Annotated in this window: 18 protein-coding genes; 10 read left to right on the top strand and 8 right to left on the bottom strand. The window is 71.2% G+C overall.

All coding sequences use genetic code 11. The annotated features are described in order from the left end of the window. The first annotated feature begins 21 nt into the window (after positions 1 to 21). Positions 22 to 303, top strand: coding sequence for a metal-sensitive transcriptional regulator (locus Pph01_RS20595; RefSeq protein ID WP_204074751.1), 282 nt, complete (start codon positions 22 to 24; stop codon positions 301 to 303). A 93-nt stretch (positions 304 to 396) separates the two neighbouring features. Here the strand turns inward: Pph01_RS20595 and Pph01_RS20590 are convergent, their stop codons facing one another. Continuing rightward, complete coding sequence (locus Pph01_RS20590; protein ID WP_169806330.1) at positions 397 to 558, bottom strand: hypothetical protein; 162 nt, start codon at positions 556 to 558, stop codon at positions 397 to 399. A gap of 271 nt (positions 559 to 829) precedes the next feature. Further along, positions 830 to 2,221, bottom strand: coding sequence for a hypothetical protein (locus tag Pph01_RS20585; protein WP_204074750.1), 1,392 nt, complete (start codon positions 2,219 to 2,221; stop codon positions 830 to 832). A gap of 183 nt (positions 2,222 to 2,404) precedes the next feature. On the opposite strand from Pph01_RS20585, the gene Pph01_RS20580 reads away from it, so the two are divergent. Then, a complete protein-coding gene (locus tag Pph01_RS20580; RefSeq protein WP_204074749.1) occupies positions 2,405 to 3,643 on the top strand; it encodes a mannosyltransferase family protein in 1,239 nt (412 codons plus the stop codon). 99 nt (positions 3,644 to 3,742) lie between these two features. Then, on the top strand, positions 3,743 to 4,714 hold the full coding sequence (locus Pph01_RS20575) for an endonuclease/exonuclease/phosphatase family protein (protein ID WP_204074748.1): 972 nt from the start codon (positions 3,743 to 3,745) through the stop codon (positions 4,712 to 4,714). On the opposite strand, the gene Pph01_RS20570 is transcribed toward Pph01_RS20575, so the two are convergent. Beyond that, positions 4,659 to 5,189 carry a gamma carbonic anhydrase family protein gene (locus tag Pph01_RS20570; protein WP_239116874.1) on the bottom strand — a complete coding sequence of 177 codons (531 nt, stop codon included), beginning with the start codon at positions 5,187 to 5,189 and terminating at the stop codon, positions 4,659 to 4,661. The two genes, Pph01_RS20575 and Pph01_RS20570, sit on opposite strands and share 56 nt — an antisense overlap. 160 nt (positions 5,190 to 5,349) lie before the next feature. On the opposite strand from Pph01_RS20570, the gene Pph01_RS20565 reads away from it, so the two are divergent. Further along, positions 5,350 to 6,594: a coiled-coil domain-containing protein gene (locus Pph01_RS20565; protein ID WP_204074746.1), complete on the top strand. Its 1,245-nt coding sequence runs from the start codon at positions 5,350 to 5,352 to the stop codon at positions 6,592 to 6,594. Positions 6,595 to 6,699: 105 nt separating this feature from the next. Here Pph01_RS20565 and Pph01_RS20560 read toward each other — a convergent pair whose 3' ends face one another. Beyond that, the gene (locus Pph01_RS20560; RefSeq protein WP_204074745.1) at positions 6,700 to 6,918 is read right to left on the bottom strand and encodes a hypothetical protein; all 219 of its coding nucleotides are present in this window, start codon (positions 6,916 to 6,918) and stop codon (positions 6,700 to 6,702) included. Between the two features lie 114 nt (positions 6,919 to 7,032). Further along, entirely contained in the window at positions 7,033 to 7,785 is a 753-nt protein-coding gene (locus Pph01_RS20555; RefSeq protein WP_204074744.1) for a GntR family transcriptional regulator, read from the bottom strand. Between the two features lie 389 nt (positions 7,786 to 8,174). On the opposite strand from Pph01_RS20555, the gene kynU reads away from it, so the two are divergent. Then, entirely contained in the window at positions 8,175 to 9,410 is a 1,236-nt protein-coding gene (gene kynU / locus Pph01_RS20550) for a kynureninase (protein ID WP_204074743.1), read from the top strand. A 35-nt stretch (positions 9,411 to 9,445) separates the two neighbouring features. On the opposite strand, the gene Pph01_RS20545 is transcribed toward kynU, so the two are convergent. After that, positions 9,446 to 9,850 carry a ClpX C4-type zinc finger protein gene (locus Pph01_RS20545; protein WP_204074742.1) on the bottom strand — a complete coding sequence of 135 codons (405 nt, stop codon included), beginning with the start codon at positions 9,848 to 9,850 and terminating at the stop codon, positions 9,446 to 9,448. 97 nt (positions 9,851 to 9,947) lie between these two features. Here Pph01_RS20545 and Pph01_RS20540 point away from each other — a divergent pair, with 97 nt between their 5' ends. Together Pph01_RS20540 and Pph01_RS20535 are read left to right on the top strand one after the other, a co-directional pair. After that, positions 9,948 to 10,379 carry a TIGR03668 family PPOX class F420-dependent oxidoreductase gene (locus Pph01_RS20540; RefSeq protein WP_204074863.1) on the top strand — a complete coding sequence of 144 codons (432 nt, stop codon included), beginning with the start codon at positions 9,948 to 9,950 and terminating at the stop codon, positions 10,377 to 10,379. Positions 10,380 to 10,628: 249 nt separating this feature from the next. After that, complete coding sequence (locus Pph01_RS20535) at positions 10,629 to 11,891, top strand: HAMP domain-containing sensor histidine kinase (protein ID WP_204074741.1); 1,263 nt, start codon at positions 10,629 to 10,631, stop codon at positions 11,889 to 11,891. Here Pph01_RS20535 and Pph01_RS20530 read toward each other — a convergent pair whose 3' ends face one another. Further along, on the bottom strand, positions 11,892 to 12,578 hold the full coding sequence (locus tag Pph01_RS20530) for a response regulator transcription factor (protein WP_204074740.1): 687 nt from the start codon (positions 12,576 to 12,578) through the stop codon (positions 11,892 to 11,894). 26 nt (positions 12,579 to 12,604) lie between these two features. Beyond that, positions 12,605 to 13,390: an isocitrate lyase/PEP mutase family protein gene (locus tag Pph01_RS20525; protein ID WP_239116873.1), complete on the bottom strand. Its 786-nt coding sequence runs from the start codon at positions 13,388 to 13,390 to the stop codon at positions 12,605 to 12,607. A gap of 255 nt (positions 13,391 to 13,645) precedes the next feature. On the opposite strand from Pph01_RS20525, the gene Pph01_RS20520 reads away from it, so the two are divergent. From Pph01_RS20520 to Pph01_RS20510, 3 genes are all read left to right on the top strand, one after another. After that, positions 13,646 to 14,287 carry a mycothiol-dependent nitroreductase Rv2466c family protein gene (locus tag Pph01_RS20520; protein ID WP_204074739.1) on the top strand — a complete coding sequence of 214 codons (642 nt, stop codon included), beginning with the start codon at positions 13,646 to 13,648 and terminating at the stop codon, positions 14,285 to 14,287. 84 nt (positions 14,288 to 14,371) lie between these two features. Then, on the top strand, positions 14,372 to 15,790 hold the full coding sequence (locus tag Pph01_RS20515; protein WP_204074738.1) for a nitrosuccinate lyase: 1,419 nt from the start codon (positions 14,372 to 14,374) through the stop codon (positions 15,788 to 15,790). 8 nt (positions 15,791 to 15,798) lie between these two features. Further along, positions 15,799 to 16,863 (top strand): NAD(P)H-dependent flavin oxidoreductase, encoded by a 1,065-nt coding sequence (locus Pph01_RS20510; protein ID WP_239116872.1) that lies wholly within the window; start codon positions 15,799 to 15,801, stop codon positions 16,861 to 16,863. Positions 16,864 to 16,952 lie beyond the last annotated feature (89 nt).

The raw sequence follows: 16,952 nt of genomic DNA, 5'->3' as shown, positions 1-16,952 counted from the left end.
CGTAGCGGGTACCGTTGAGGCATGCACGGCTACAGCGGCGACAAGCAGGCATACCTCGCGCGCCTTCGCCGGATCGAGGGGCAGATCCGCGGGTTGCAGCGGATGGTCGACGAGGACGCGTACTGCATCGACGTCCTCACCCAGGTGTCCGCGGCCACGCGTGCGCTTCAGGCGGTCGCGCTCGGATTGCTGGAGGACCACATCGGGCACTGCGTCGCCGACGCCGTCAGCGCGGGCGGCCCGGAGGCGGAGGCCAAGGTCAAGGAAGCCTCTGCGGCCATCGCCCGACTTGTACGGTCTTGAGGGTTATGCACCTATTGGGTGTTTTGAACTAGGTCCGGACAAAAACCAGCCCGGACCCCTGAGGAGTCCGGACCGGTTCTGCTGAGAATCCCTTCAGCGGCTCGCCGAAGTCCGCAATCCGAGCGCGTTGTCGAGCTCCTCCAAGGTCAGTCGGTCATCGGTGAAGTTGACGGCCTCCAGCACCTCGGCGTACAGCGCGATCTCGTCCAACGCGACACGATCGTGGACCCGAGAGTCCAGGTCATCGTGCCCCACCGCGTCGTCCTTCCTTCCGCAGCCCACACCCACCACGAGGTTACGTCGGGGCTCCTTTCCGCGACATGGCCCATCGGGACCATTCCGCGACCCGATCGTGTCCCCCTCTGACCATTTCCCAGATAGCGAGATCACGATTCGGTGAAAAAGGCGGTGAGGATGGGAAGAGATTGCTAAAGGAGTAGTAAGGATGACATATCCGAATTTGACGTTTGACGTGACGCATTGCGACCACGGAGGCCGGTGGGATCGCCCCGATATGCCGGTGATCTTATTGCCAGGCCCCGTCGGGCAGCCGTCCGTGATCATGTGGTGAGCCGACGCTATCAGGTCCGCCGGCGGGAAATGGATCATCACGCTGGTGGATCAGAAACGGGACCACGGCCGAAGAGGCCGCGAAGCCGTTCGCGGGCGGCGCCGTCCCGGTGAGCCGGCACCACGCCAGCCCCGTGGCGTACGCGGCCCCGAGGAGGGCGGAGGCGGCCCGGCGGTCGGGCGGCACGAGCGCCGGGGGGAGCGCGCCGCGGGAAGGCCAGAAGCCGCGGAGCGGATGGGACGGATCCGAGAGCGCCACGTAGAGCTGGTGGCGTGACTCCTCGTCCAGCCACGCATAGAGCAGGTTCACGGCGTCCGCTGCCGCGGGCGACCCCGAAAAACGACCGTCGAGGTCCGCGGCGAGCAGGGCGGCGGCCGCCGCCCGCGGGTCCACCCCCCGGACGGCGGTGAACGACAACGACTCGACCAGGTCGTACAGGCTGTGCCGGAAGTGCTCGCCAGGCGACGTCTCGGTGAGCGTGGCGCCGATCAGGTGGGGCGGGCACCGGGACAACCACGCCTGCCGTACGGCGCCGGCCGCGAGGGCGTGGTGGTCCAGCCACGGCTGGGCCAGGATCGGCCCGGCCATCGCGAGCAGGGCCTCGGCCCGCGGCCGGAACCGGGTGTCGGCGCGGAGAACGGCGGCGGTGTCCGTCATCAGCCGCACGAGGCGGAGCCCGGCCTGTGCGGCTCCCGCGCCCATCCGATCGGAGTACAGCGCGATGAGCGCGTCGAGCGAAGTGGGCGGCAGCCAGCGCACCCAGTCGTCTCCGGGGAGCGGCCGGGCCAGGAACTCCCCGAACATCGACAGCAGCACCTCGTTGCCGTCGAAGGCGGGCGCGTAGGCGCACCACATGACCGTGCACCAGACGGCCGCGACCGGACTGGTCACGTCGCGGGCGAACGTCTCGTGGAAGCCGCCCGGCGGCAGGGGGAATTCGTCGCGGCGAAGGCCCCGGTGGGCCTGCAGCAGCGCCCGGACCCCCTCGGTGATCCCCTCGGGCACGTCCGGCCCGACGAAGCCCTGGGTGGATCCCCGCTCGTACGCGAAGTCGGGCCCGGCGGGAAGCGGGAGCGGCGTGATCGCCGGCGGCGGCGGGACGAGCCGGGCGGCCGACCGGACGCCGGCGTGCGACGGCGGCGCCGACAGGTGCCAGCGGCCGTCCGCCGGGCCGAACCGGTGCCACCGCGCGTGGGCGCCGAACAGCCAGCGGGACCCGTCAGGGGTCTCGAGTATCCGCTGGGCCATCACCTGGGCGCGCGTGACGGGGGGCAGTGTGATCCACCGAGGGTCGCCGACGAGAGCGCGGACATCCCGCTCCATCGCCGTGAACCCGTCCCATCGCACGCGGCAATGCTAGTTCCGGTCACCGACACCGGAGGCGGAAGCGCGATCCCGCGGACGGACGTGGAAGTTTCCGCGTCCGGAAAGGCGATGAGCTGCGTGAACGCTGATGAATGCCGCGTAAGCTCACAAACACGTGCCGCTGACCCTTGGCATGGACACTCCGGACGTATTCGATAGGTGGTCGTGACAGAGATCCACCAGCCCGTGGCCGCCGCGGACCCCGTGCAGGCGGAGGCGACGCCGGGTGCCCCGGCCTCTGCCGCTCCGGCTCCGGCGAGCCGGCCCGCGACCGGCGGCGCCTCCGACACGAGTCCGGATCGCCCGTGGTGGCTGGGCTCGCCGAGCGACCGCACGGCACTGCTGATCTGGCTCTTCTGGCACGTGGCCACGTACATTTACATGGTCCTCGCGGCTCCGAGACGGACCGACGCCCCGCTGCTCGACCGGCTCACGCCCTGGGACTCCGACAACTTCATCGCCATCGCGCAGTACGGCTACGACGGGTCGCCGGGGATGACGGACGCGCCCAAGCTTGCCGCGTTCTTCCCCGGGCTTCCGCTGCTCCTGCGCTACCTGCACGTGTTCGTCTCCGACTGGAGCCTCGCCATCGTGCTGGTGTCGCTCGTCGCGAGCGCGGTGGTGGCGGTCGCGCTGTCCCGGCTGAGCGAGTCGTTCAAAGAGGGCACGGGAACGTGGACGGTCCTGGCCTTCTTCCTCAGCCCGTTCGCCGTCTTCATGCTGGCGGGCTATTCGGAGGCGCCGTTCCTGGCGCTGGCGATCCCCGCGTGGCTGCTCGCGAGGCGGGGCCGCTGGGAGGCGGCGGCGGTGTGCGCGGCCTTCGCCTCCTCGATCCGCGTCTCGGGCCTGTTCCTCCTCGCGGGACTGGTCGTGCAGTTCCTCGTCGCGGACAACGGCCTGCGGGGGAAGGGATGGCGCACGGCGCCGTGGCTGGCGTTGCCGGCCGTGCCCGTGCTGGCCTACATGGGCTACCTCTGGACGCGTACGGGCGACCTGCTGGCGTGGAAGCACGCCGAGGCCGACTACTGGGGGCGCTTCGCCGAGTGGCCCTGGCAGGTCTTCGTCAACACCTGGAACCGGTCGCTCGAGGAGAGCGTCCTGCGCACGTCCTACCGTGAGGAGATCCTCGCGGCCCTGGTGCTGGCGGCGCTCGTCGTCTGGCAGGCCGTCGGGCGGCGGTGGGGGAACCTCGCCTATCTCGCGCCCCAGGCGGTCGCGCTGCTCGCGATGTCGTCGTTCTACATGTCGGTCGGCCGGGCGTCGTTGTTGTGGTGGCCGCTGTACCTGTCGATCGGCATCACCGGTGCGCGCAGGCGGTGGGTCTTCATGGCGTACCTGGCCGTCGCCGCGCCCGTTATGGCAATCAATGTAGGAAATTTCACCACAGGCGCATGGGTTGGATGATCCAGATTCGGCTACTGTCACCGCCTATGGGGGGATTTGTCGCAAATGACCTCCTGAACGGATGCCCGCGAGGGCTCCCGGAATCGGGGGGTGTGGTGCGTGCGGAAGGCGGGATGGCGTCGGCGCGGCGCGGTGCCGGCGGCGGCGATGGTCGTACTGGCGGGGGGATTCACCGGCGCGTCGGCCGCGGACCGGCCGGGTCCGTACCGCGTCAACGTGCTCACCTACAACGTCTGCGCGGCGAACAACCGGGACGACACCTGCACGGAGAGCCTGAAGCCCGACCGCAGGCGCGCGTGGGCGGGGGAGGTCGCCGCACTCGTCCACCGGCGTGACATCGACGTCGCCTCGTTCACGGAGATGTGCTTCGCGCAGGTCGACCTGCTCCAGCGCGAGCTGCCCGGCTACCGGATCGTGTGGTTCGGGATCGACCGGGCGCACGCGCGGGACGGCAAGGGCGACAAGTGCCGCCGGTTCTGGGGCGACCTCACGCCTCGGACGACGCCCCCGGACAAGAAGACGTTCGGCCTGGCCCTGGCGCTCAAGGGGCCGGTCACCGGGCGGCCGCTCCGGCGGATGCTCGCCGTGGACGCGGCGCCCGGCGCCGGCTCGAGAGTCCATCCCCGCGGCCTGCTGTGCGCCCGGAGCATGGTGGGACCGCGCCGGTCGGTGAGCTGTGTGACGCACATCTCGGAGACCGAGTCTCCCGGGCAGGTGGAGGCCCTCGTCGCCGAGTACGCGGGAGGCAGCCCGGTGATCCTCGGCGGCGACTTCAACCGCAAACCGGAGGACCCCCAGCTCACCGCCGTGTACGGCCGGGGCCTCGGCACCGGGAGGTACACGGAGGTGGGGGCCGGGCCGTACCGGGCGCAGCGCCGGGCCGGCGCCCCGACGACCAGGGGCGGCCGCAAGATCGACTACGTCTTCGCGACCGAGGCGGACTTCATGGCCGCGGGAGCCGAGGTGATCAGGACCGATCCCGAGCTCTCCGACCACCTCGTCCTGACCGGGACCTTCATCGGGAAAGCTCGGTCGCAGCGGCGTGCCGGCGCGCCTTCGCCTGGTAGTTAGCCGGCGTGCGTGCGAAGGACGCGTGGTCGTCGTCGGTGAGCTCGCGGATGATCCGGCCCGGCACGCCGGCCACCAGCACCCCGGCGGGGATCTTCGCGCCCGGGGTGACGACGGCGCCGGCCGCGACCAGCGAGCCCTCTCCGACGACGGCGCGGCCCAGCACGGTCGCGCCGATCCCGACCAGGGCCCCCGCGCCGATGTGCGCGCCGTGCACCATCGCCCGGTGCCCGAGGCTCACGCGGTCCTCGAGGATCGCGGGCTCACCGGGGTCGGAGTGCAGGCAGCACAGGTCCTGGATGTTGCACTCCGCGCCGACCTCGATCCGCTCGTCGTCACCGCGCAGGACCGAGCCGTACCAGACGCTGGTGGCCCGGCCGAGCCGTACCCGCCCGACCACCACCGCCCCCGGAGCCACCCACGCGTCGGGGTGGATCGTCGGCACGGCGTCGTCGTCCAGCGCTGCGATGTACGGCATGCGGGTCATGATTCCACGCGCCCCGCGGCCGCCTGAGGGCCGGTGTCCTGCAATTTTCCAGCGGGCGCTTGAGGCGTTCGGGTTGCGATGTCCGCCCGATGGCAGGAAAGTCGTGTCCTGACGTGCGTACCGTCTCTATCTTCGACCCCCAGGGCTTGTCATGACCAACCAGACCGAGAACTTCCCCGACCTCATGAGCGACGACTCCTTCGAAGTCGTCATGCGTGGATACAGTCGCCGGCAGGTCCACGACTACATGATCCGGACGCGCAACCAGATCCGGGACCTGGAAGAACGGCTCGCCCGCACCATCGACCAGGCCGAGCAGAGCCGCATAGAACTCGCCGACGCGCGCCGCAAGATGACCGAGGCGCCGCAGAACCCCGACGAGCTGGGCGAACGCCTGAGCCAGATCCTCAAGCTGGCCCACGAGGAGGCGGCGGCCAACAAGGAGGCGTCGGAGTCCGAGGCCGCCCGCATGCGCGACAACGCGGCGGCCGAGTCCGAGCGGCTCGTCATGATGGCACGCGAGCAGGCCGAGTCGATCAGGGCCGCCGCCCAGGAGGAGGCCGAGCGCCGGGTCGCCGACGCGACCGCCGCCGCCGAGCGTCTGCTGTCGCAGGCGGGTTCCGACGCAGAGGAGACCCTGGGGACGGCTCGTGCGGAGGCGGAGGACACCCTGCGTTCGGCCCGCGCGGAGTCGGACCGGCAGCTGACCGCCGCGCGGCTGGAGTCGGAGCGGCAGGTGGCCGACGCCAACGCGGAGGCGACCGCGGCCCTCGCCGCGGCCGAGCAGCGGGTCACCGCGCTCGACGAGCACACCGGCCGCCGGGTCGTCTACCTGACCGACACGCACACGGAGGTCATGCGCCGCCTCAACGAGATCGGTTCCGTCCTCGGCGACCTGCTGCACCGCGAGGCCGCGGCGGGTCCGCTGATCGACGAGGCGGCGGTCGTGCCCCCCGCCCCGCAGTTCCGCCAGGCGCAGCAGGCCGAGCAGCCGGTCGCCGACGTCCTCGCCCAGCCGGAGCCCCAGGAGGACGTTCTGGCCGACGGCGGCCCGGCGGACCAGGGCGGCGACCAGGACGTCCAGGAAGACGACGTGAACCGGTCCGGTGGCCGGGTCGAGGTCGAAAGCCTGGACGTCGCGACCGCCGACGAGGCCGGATACGCGGCAGGCCACGCGCCCGCCCACGAGAGCGTCGACATGTTCCGCCCGGTCCGGGCGGTGGACCACTCCGTGGGCGACGCCCAGGAGGACATCCGCGTGATCGTGGACGACGTCCGCCACGCCGACCCCCTCGCCCCGGCCCCGATGGTCATGGAGGTCGCGGAGTACACCGAGGTCGACTTCGGCCGGCTCCGGCAGTCGCACGACGACCAGGGGCCGTTCCACAACAAGTGAGAGCTTGACCCGTGAGGGCGTCGTTGTGACTGGCACCAGTGGCGACGCCCCCACGGGAGAACGAGCGGAAGCCTCCGCCCCCGATAGGGTCGGAGGCTTCCGCGCTCACGGATCGGCGATCGTGGCACGTTCCTCTTGCTCACGCAGCTGACCGCGCAGCCCTTCGGGGTCGTCCGCGTCGATGGTCATCGCGCAGCCGGCCTCCCGCTGCTCCATGGTCAGCGGGTGATGCCGGGTAGCCCACCACCGGCCCGCGTCACTCCGCCAGATCGTCCATTCCGGAAACTCCCGGGCAATCTCGGCGAGGTGTCGGTCAAAGGACATCCGTCCACCCTTCCCTCGCCGTGTCCGGTTGTTCTTGACGTCTCTTTCTCAAGGTGCGGGACATCTCTAGAGAAATCAATGATCGGGATGGACAGGTCAACCTAGCCCCTTGACCTACGCATCGAAGTCGTACTGGAGTACATACGATGCGGCGTCGAGAGTCATCTCATTGAGTTCGATCGGAATACCTCCGGCCGCGTAGGCGACCCGGCTGATGATGATGACCGGAGTGCCCGCGGGCAGGCCGAGCAGGCTCGCCTCCCCCGGCTGCGGCATGCGTGCGCGCACCTCCTCGGTGAAGTGCGCGGGCGAGTAACCCAGGTCGCCGAGCCTCGCGTAGACCCCACCGGGTCCGGTGTCGGGCAGGGTCACCGCCGTGCCCTCGACGAGGTCGGCCGGAAAGTAGGAGACGGCCAACTGGACGGGGCGGCCGTCCACCGAGTAGCGGCGGCGGCGCACCCATGCCTGGTCGCAGTCGAGCACCCGGGCCACGTGCTCGCTCGCGGGGGTCCGCTCGATGCTGACCTCGTCGACGGTGTAGGAGCGCCCTCGGGTGTCGGAGTCCCAGATCGCCCGGCCCTGGCCCCACTGTTCCCTTGAGAGCCTCCGGGACCCGTGCCGCCTGATCGGGCGGAACAGACGCACGTAGACGCCCGATCCTCTTCTCGGTACGGCCAGGCCCTCGTTGATGAGCACGGCGAGCGCCTGTCTCGCCGTCGCTCGCGCGATGCCGTACTCAGCCATGATCGCGTTTTCGCCCGGTAGTCGATCCCCATCACTCAATTCGCCCGACAGGATCTGGTCGCGCAGCCGGTTGGCGATGCGGCGATAGATCGGGGGCTCGTGATGCACCGGGGACTCCGTCACGTTTGATCACCCTCTGTCACCAACGGGGGATTGGCGTCTACAGAGAACTTGCCCCGTCTTGTCCACGATCGCACAGAGTCTCTGGTTGGTCCCGTGCTTATTTTGAGCGGATCGTGCCCGTGTGGCGATCTCCGTGACTTATTGCAGTCCGTAACCATGGAACGATCCCGGTCCGTATTTCACCGGCATGCCAACACTGAGTCATTAACGCTGCGAATACGGTCCTTCCGAGGCCGGGTGCGCCGTTCCTGGACGGGGGTGACCGCCGGACTCCCCGGGGCGTACGGAAGTAACCCGGAGGTAAGGGTGCGAGGTCGCCTCCACCGGGTCTCATTTGTGACGATATGAAGATATTTGGGGACATAATGCGGTGAGCGAAGGAGCGACAGGTGGTCATCAGCCGTTCGGAGTGCGAGACCCTCGACGAGCAGGATCCCCTCAGAGACTTCAGGGACGAGTTCACGCTTCCGCCGGGGGTCGTCTACCTTCTGGGCAACTCGCTCGGGGCGCTTCCCCGGCGTACGGCCGCACGCGTCGCGCACGCGGTGGAGAGCGAGTGGGGCCTCCACCTGGGGGCGAGTTGGAACACGGCGGGCTGGTGGGATCTGCCGCAGACGACGGGTGACCGGATCGCCCCGCTCATCGGCGCCGGCCCCGGCGAGGTGCTCGCTGGCGACTCCACGTCGGTGAACATCTTCAAGGCCGTCACCGCCGCGCTGCCTCTGCGTCCCGGTCGCAGGGTGATCATTTCCGACCTGGACAACTTCCCCACGGATCGTTATGTGGTCGAGGGCGCGGCCGCCGCACTCGGCGACTACGAGATCCGCGACATCGGCACCGCGGACGGCGCACTGCGCCTGGAGGAGGCTCTCGGCGACGACGTGGCGATGGTCCTTCTCTCCCAGGTCGACTACCGCACCGGAGCGTCGCACGACGTCGCCGCGGTGACCGCGCAGGTCCAGGCCGCCGGGGCGCTCATGGTCTGGGACCTGTGCCACAGTGCCGGGGCCGTCCCGGTCGACGTTAGCGCGGCGGACTTCGCGATCGGCTGCTCATACAAGTACCTCAACGGAGGTCCGGGCGCGCCGGCGTACATCTACGTGGCCTCGCGTCACCACGACGACGTCCGCAACGTCATATCCGGCTGGCACGGCCACGCGGCGCCGTTCGACTTCGAGCCGCACTACCGGCCCGCCGACGGGGTCCGCAGGTTCGCCTCGGGCAGCCCGCCCGTGTTGTCCTACACGGCGCTCAACGCCTCGCTCGACATCTGGGAGCGGGTGGACCTGCGCGCGCTCCGCGCCAAGAGCGTGGCGTTGACGTCGTTGTTCATCGACCTGGTCGACGAACTGTGCCCGGGGCTCACCCTGGCGAGCCCGCGCGACGCCGACCGGCGCGGCAGCCAGGTGAGCTACCGCCACTCCGACGGCTACCCGGTGGTCCGGGCGCTCGTGGACCGGGGGGTGATCGGGGACTACCGCGAACCCGACATCATCCGGTTCGGCTTCGCCCCGCTGTACCTCCGCCACGTCGACGCGTACGACGCCGCGACGACGTTCGCCGAGGTGCTGAGCAAGGAGTTGTGGCGGGACGAGCAGTACCAGCGGCGGCTGACCGTCACCTGACCGGCCCGCCGCCCGGGTGAGCGGCGGCCGGGTCGTCAGCGGCGTTTGGCGAGGTCGGCCACGATCTCGCCGGCCAGAGCGACGCACTTGTCGCAGATGCGGCCGGCCTCGCCGTGGACCATGTGGACCCGGGGGCCGGGACGCTGCCTGCAGAAGGAGCACGCCGCGTCGCGCTTCTTGCGGCGGTTCTCCAGCGTCTTGCCGGCGAAGGGCGGGGTGAAGCGTTTGCGTGCCGCCTGCCGGGAGAAGCCGAATCGTTCGCCGATCGCGGTCCAGGACGCTCCCGCGTCCCGGGCGTCGCGCACCGCGAGGTCGAGGAGGGCGTCGGCGTCGTCGCTGAGCTCGGTGCTGAGCGAGATCGCTGCCGAAAGGGTCTCCAGCGGGTCTTCCGGATGGGTAGAGCGTGAGCGGGCTCGCGCCAGTAAATCGGGGGGCTCCATTCCGACAACCTTAGGTTGCCCATGGAAGATCATCAAGTGGGGCCGGTCCGGCGGCGAAGCGGCCCGTACGGCACGGCCGTAGCCTGGCGGCGTGAGGATGCCGGCGGACCGCGCGCGTGAGCTCTTCGCCGCCGCCCGGGTGGCCAGGCTCGCGACGGTCGGCGCGGAAGAGGCGGCCGCGGCGGTGCCGAGACTCGTGCCGGTGACCTTCGCCGTGGTCGGTGACCTGGTGGTGACCGCCGTGGACCACAAGCCCAAGGAGACCGCCGATCTGCGCCGTCTCCGCGACATCGCGGGCAATCCCCGGGTCTGCCTCCTGGCCGATCACTACGAGGACGACTGGGAGCGGTTGTGGTGGGCCAGGGCCGACGGGCTGGCCCGCGTCGTCGAACGCGGCCCGGATCGGGACCGCGCCGTGGAGTGGCTGGTGGCGAAGTACGCCCAGTACGGCGACCGTCCACCGGCGGGGCCCGCCGTCCTGGTCGAGGTGGCACGCTGGTCCGGCTGGGCGTACTCGGACCGCCTCTGACGGGTCCGACGACGTCGTCAGCCGAGCCCGCCGGCAGGGCGACGGCGACCACCGGATCGGCCTCCGCCACGGGAGCCGGCCCGAAGCGGATCAGCGCGGAAATCGATTCTCGTCCCCGGCGCGCACGCGTGCCCGGAACTCTGGGACGCTGAGCTGGTGATATGGGGAAATAGGCGACACATCACAACAGACCCGGGGAAGCCGGCCGGTCGGCGGGAGCCGTACGGCAGGCCGCTGCGCCTCAGAGTGATGGGAGCCATCGTCGGAGTGGCCACGCTCTCCGTCGCCCTGTTCGCCATCCCTCTGGCGGTCTCCATGGGGCGGCTCTACCACGACGACATGACGGCGTCGCTGGACCGCAACGCCACCTGGATCGCGGCCGTCGTCCACGAGGACGTCGTGCGGAACGGCGTGGTCCACCTCCCGCTTCCCCGGGGTGTGCCGTCGACGCTGACCGTCGGCTTCTTCGGCGCCGGCGGGGCCAAGCTGTCCGGCGAGGGGCCGGCCACGTCGCGGATCGCGGACGACGCCCGCGACGGCCACGTCCATGAGGGGGTCGAGCAGGACTTCCTCGCGGTGGCCGCGCCCTTCCCCTCCGACAGGAAGCTCGCCGGGTCCGTCCGGGTGGCCGTTCCGTACGAGGTCGTGCGCGACCGCATGTACCGCGCCTGGCTCCTCATGGCGGGGCTCGCCGTGGCCGTGATCGGCCTGGCGGCGGTCGTCGCGTTGCGGCAGTCGGCGCGGTTGTCCGCGCCGCTGGAGCACCTGACGAGCTCGGCGCAGGCTCTGGGCTCGGGCGACTTCTCCATCCGGGCGCCGCGGTCCGACGTGCGCGAGGCCGACGCCGCCGGGCTCGCGCTCGAGGCGACCGCACGGAGGCTCGGCGACGTGCTCGGCCGGGAACGGGCATTCAGCGTCGACGTGTCCCATCAGCTCCGCACGCAGCTCACCGGCATGCTGCTGGGCCTGGAGTCGGCGCTGCACCGTCCCGACGCGGACCTCGCCGGTGCCATCCGCACGGCGGTCGAGCGCGGCGAGCGGCTGCAGACCACCATCGAGGACCTCGTGCGGCTGACCCGCGGAGGGCACACCAGCGGGCTGGAGCCATTCGACGTGCGCGCCCTGGTCAAGGAGATCAGCGCGGACCGCCGCGCGGCGCTGGCCGAGATCGGCCGCGGCCTCACGGTCGCCGTCCCCGACGAACTGCCCGGAGTCGCCGCCTCGCCCGCCGCCGTCCGGCAGATCCTCCACGTGCTGCTCGACAACGCGGCGATCCACGGCAAGGGCCAGATCGCCGTCGAGGTGTCCGATCTCGGAGACGGGGTGGCCGTCGAGGTGTCCGACCAGGGCCCGGGGATCCCGGAGGGTGCCGACGTGTTCGCGCGCCGGGCAGGCGACGGTCACGGGATCGGCCTCGCGCTGGCCCGGTCGCTCGCGGAGGCCGAAGGCGGCCGTCTCATCCTCAGACGGGCCGCCTCGCCCGTGTTCAGCCTGCTGCTGCCGGCCAGATGATCAGAGGTCGGTCTCGTACCGGTAGCCGCGTCCCCTGAGGGTGGTGATCCGGCGGGGATCCTCGCCCTCCTCGGTCAGCTTGCGGCGCAGGGCGAAGACGTGGACGTCGAGCGTCTTGGTGGGGCCGAACCAGTTGGCGTCCCACACCTCCTCCATGAGCTGCTCCCGGGTCACGACCTCGCCCGCCCGGCGTACGAGCACCGAGAGCAGGTCGAACTCCTTGGGACGCAGCATGACCTCCGTCCCGGCGACGTACGCCCGGCGGGCCGCCAGGTCCAGGCGGACCCGGCCCACCGACATGCTGCTGCGCGGGTCGGCCGGGACCGTCTGCCTGCGCAGATGCGCCCGCAACCGGGCCAGCAACTCGGTCAGCCGGAACGGCTTGGTGAGGTAGTCGTCCGCCCCCGCTTCGAGCGCGACCACGACCTCGAACTCCTGGGTGCGCGCCGTCAGCACCACGATCACGGCGTACGGCATGGCACTGCGGAGCCGGCGGCACAGGGAGACGCCGTCCACGTCGGGCAGGCCCAGGTCGAGCAGCACGAGGTCGGGTGTCGCGCGCAGCGCCAGATCCAGCGCGGTCTCGCCGTCGGCGGCCAGGGCCGTCTCGTACCCGTAGTCGGACAGAGCATCGGTCAGTTCGGAACCGATCGCCGGATCGTCCTCCACGACCAGCACGTTGGTCATGCCGTCGATGGTAGGGGAGACGACTGTCAGGTCTCCTTCGGCGGGTAGGGACTGCGGCCCGCCTTGATCTCCGCCACCATCCGGGCGGTGAAGTCCTGCGCCGCGGCGTGGAGCCCGTGCCCGAAGCTCACCCGGGCCACCCCGAGCTCCGCGAGCCGGGCGATGCTCGGCACGCCGGGCCGGAACAGCACGTTGACCGGGCCGCCCAGCTCCTCCACGAGTGTCCGGATGATGCCGGGATCGGTGACGAAGATCGGGTACACGCAGTCGGCTCCGGCGGCCAGGTAGCGGCGGCCACGCTCGACGGCGTCGGCGAGCCGTTCCTCGGGCGTCCCCGATCCGTGGAGGAAGCTGTCCACCCGCGCGTTGACGACCAGGTCGGAGTCGGAAGCGGTCGCGGCGCCGCGGACCGCGGCGAGGAAGTCGGCCTGCTCGCCGGCGTCGACCATCGCCCCCGTGACGGGATCGGAGTCCTCGAGGTTGCAGCCGACCGCCTCCGTGGCGCACAGCCGCTCGACCAGCTCGGCGGGGGACAGCCCGTATCCACGCTCGACGTCGGCGGTCACCGGGACGCCGACGGCCGAGGCGATGCGGGCGATCGCGGCCATCATCTCGGCGGGCGGCGTGCCCTCGCCGTCCGCGTAGCCGAGCACCGGGGCGATCGCCGCGCTGCCGGTGGCGACCACGGGAAACCCGGCCGACTCGACGATGCGCGCCGACGCCGCGTCCCAGATGTTCGGGAGGACGAGCGGGTCGCCCGGAACGTGCAACGCGCGCAGCGTCGCCGCCTTCTCGGCTCTTGTCATGCTCATCGTGCCAGTGCCCTCCGTCTGCCCCGTATGCCCAGCCTGCCGGCAAAGACCACCATACGGAGGGCGGCGGACACCGGGGCAGGCGGGCGTTCGGCCGCCGGAGAGACTCGGGGTGTTCACGGGAATTAAGGGATGATCAGCGGTGGTTGCAGAATCTTGAGGCGGTGTCCGTGCCATGCCGGCCCCCGGCGATCCTGATGACGCGCCGAGGCGGATCCGGGCCCGACTCGGCGAGACTTCCAGTAAGGAGACGTGATGACGGCGACCGACCAAGCAGAAGCGGAGCCGGCGGCCCGGCCCAAGGTCGATTTCTATTTCGACCCGATCTGCCCCTTCGCGTGGATCAGTTCCCGGTGGATCCTCGAGGTCGAGAAGCAGCGGGACATCGACCTTCGGTTCCGGGTGATGAGCCTGTCGGTTCTCAACGAGAACAAGGACGATCTTCCCCAGTGGTACCGCGACCTGCTCGACAAGGGCTGGGGGCCGGTGCGGGTGTGCATCGCCGCCGCGGAGCGGCACGGCGAGGAGGTGCTGCGGGACCTCTACACCGCCTTGGGCACCCGGATCCACAACCAGGGCAACAAGGACTTCGAACTCGTCGCCAAGGAGGCGCTGGCCGAGGTCGGCCTGCCCGTTGAACTGGCTGACGCGGCCGGCAGTTCGGACTACGACGAGGCGCTGCGCCGCAGCCACCACGAGGGCATGGACCCGGTCGGCGAGGACGTCGGCACGCCCACCATCCACGTCGACGGTGTGGCGTTCTTCGGGCCGGTGCTGAACCGCATCCCCCGCGGTGAGGACGCCCTGAACGTCTTCGACGGCGCGTACGCGCTCGCCAAGTATCCGTACTTCTTCGAGCTGAAGCGCACCCGCACGGGCGAGCTCGACTTCAGCTGACGCACTCAGGCGCCGCGGGGATGCGAAGATCCTCGCGGCGCCCGATCAGCTAAAGCCCGGGGTCTCCAGCCTCAAGGAGTTTCGATGACCGGCAACTCGGAAGACGACGGTCCCGGCCCGGACACCGGCCTGCTATCCCCCGTGCGGGCGGGCGGCACGGCCGAGCGGTCCACGGACGACCGGGCCTGGCTCCGGGCGTTGCTGGACGCCGAGGCCGCCCTGGTCCGTGCCCAGGCCCGGCTGGGGGCGGCCCCGGCCGCCGCGGCGGAGACCGTCACGAGGGTGGCGGCGGAGTGGGCGGTCGATCCGGCGCGCCTGGCCGTACGCTCCCGAGAGTCGGGGAACCCGGTCGTCGCGCTGGTCGAGGACCTTACGGCCGCCGTCGCCGCGGTGGACGCCGGCGCCGCCGACCACGTCCACCGAGGGTCAACGAGCCAGGACATGATGGACACCGCGGCGATGCTGGTCGCCGCCCGGACTCTCGCGCTGATCCAGGCCGACCTCGACCGGACGGCCTCCGCGCTCGCCCGGCTGGCGGGCGACCACCGCGACACGGTCATGGTGGGCCGTACGCTCACCCAGCACGCGGTTCCCAGCACGTTCGGGCTGAAGGCGGCCGGATGGCTGCACTCCGTCGTGGCCGCCGGCGAGCGCCTGCGCCGCGTGCGTGCGGATCTTCCCGCCCAGCTGGGCGGGGCGGCGGGCACGCTCTCCGCCTACCTGGAGTACGCCCGGATCGCCGGGGCGCCGGATCCGGACGCCTATCCCGAGCGTCTGATGGCGGCCTTCGCCGCGGAGGTCGGGCTGAAGGCCCCAGTGTTGCCCTGGCACACGTCGCGGATCCCGATCGCCGACCTCGCGGGGGTGCTCACCCTGACGGCGGGCGTGCTCGGGAAGATCGCGGTGGACGTCCAGGTGTTGTCCAGGACCGAGATCGCGGAGGTCGCCGAGCCGTCCGCGGCGGGTCGCGGCGGTTCGTCGGCGATGCCGCACAAGCGCAATCCCGTCCTCGCGACGCTGGTCCGCTCGGCGGCGATCCAGGTGCCGATGCTGGCGGCGACCCTGGGCCAGTGCATGCTCGCCGAGGACGAGCGGCCCGCCGGCGCCTGGCAGGCCGAGTGGCAGCCGCTGAGGGAGTGCCTGCGCCTCGTCGGCGGGGCCGCCGAGGCGACGGCCGAGCTCACCGAGGGGCTCCGGGTGTTCCCCGACCGGATGCGGGCCAACCTGGAGCTCACCGGAAGCCTGACCGTCACCGAGCGCGTCGCGGCCGTCCTGGCCCCGATCCTGGGCAAGGCGGCGGCCAAGCGGATCGTCGGCCGGGCCGCCGCGGACGCCGTGGCGACGGGGCGGCCGATCGCCGATCTGCTGGCGGAGATTCCCGCGGTTTCCGAGCGTCTGACCAGGGAGGACATCGCCGATCTTGTGGACCCCGCGGCTTACACTGGGGTCGCAGGCACGCTCGTGGACCGCGCACTGCGGGCTCATGAGCCGGGTGACGGGTGAGGAGCCCCATGGCCGGTCGCATTCGTCCTTTCGGGATGGCGCTGCCCGTCATCCAGTCGCCGATGGCCGGGGGCCCGTCCACGCCCGCCCTCGCCGCGACGGTGTCGGCGGCCGGCGGGTTGGGGTTCCTGGCAGCCGGATCCCGTACGGCCTCAGCCGTGCGAGACGAGATCGCGGAGGTCCGCGCGCGGACGGGTCAGCCCTTCGGCGTGAACGTCTTCGTGCCCGGACCCGACCCGGCCCGCGCGGGGTTCACCGAGGTCGAGGCGGATCTCGCGTCCTACCGAGAGGAACTGGCGACCGAGGCGGAGCGGTACGGCGTGGCCCTGCCGGACACGGTCGCCTGGGACGACGACCAGTGGGACGCGAAGATCGACGTTCTCGTGTCCGAGGGGGTGCCGGTCGTCAGCTTCATGTTCGGCTGCCCGTCGCCTGAGATCGTCTCCCGCCTGCACGGTGCGGGAAGCACCGTGGTCATCACCGTGAACACCCCGGCCGAGGCCGTCGCCGCCGCCGAGACCGGCGCGGACGCGCTGTCGGTGCAGGGGCCGGGCGCGGGAGGTCATCAGGCCGACTTCCTCCCGTCGGACTGGTCTCCGCCGTCAGGACTGCCTGAGCTCGTGACCGAGATCCGAGGCGTCGTCGACCTTCCGGTGGCGGCGGCGGGCGGGATCATGGACGGCCGGGACATCGCAGCCGTTCTCCAGGCGGGAGCCGTCGCCGCACAGCTCGGAACCGCGTTCCTGCGCACGCCGGAGAGCGGGGCGCATCCGGTGCACAAGGCGGCGCTGGCCGACCCCGCCTTCACGGAAACCGCCTTCACCCGCGCGTTCACCGGACGCAGGGCCCGTGGCCTGGCCAATCGCTTCATGGCCGAGCACGAGGGGTCGGCGCCGCATCTGTATCCCCAGGTCCACCGGCTGACGACGGGCCTGCGCCGGGCGGCGGCCGAACAGGGCGATCCGCACGGGATGGCGCTGTGGGCCGGTGTCGGCTTCCGCCGCGCGCGTGATCTTCCAGCCGCCCAGGTGGTGGAGTCGCTCGCCGAGGAGACCAGAGCCGCCCTGAGCTGAGGGGCGGAGGCGAGGCCGCGAGAGTCCTCACCGGGGACGGCGCCGACTGGCATCAAGCGCACGCCCACCGAACCGCAGCGTGCCGGGAC

The sequence above is a fragment of the Planotetraspora phitsanulokensis genome (assembly GCF_016863295.1).
In the GTDB taxonomy this organism is placed as follows: Bacteria; Actinomycetota; Actinomycetes; order Streptosporangiales; family Streptosporangiaceae; genus Planotetraspora; species Planotetraspora phitsanulokensis.
Note: the sequence above shows the minus strand (reverse complement) of the source record. Positions and strands in the feature narration are given on the sequence as shown.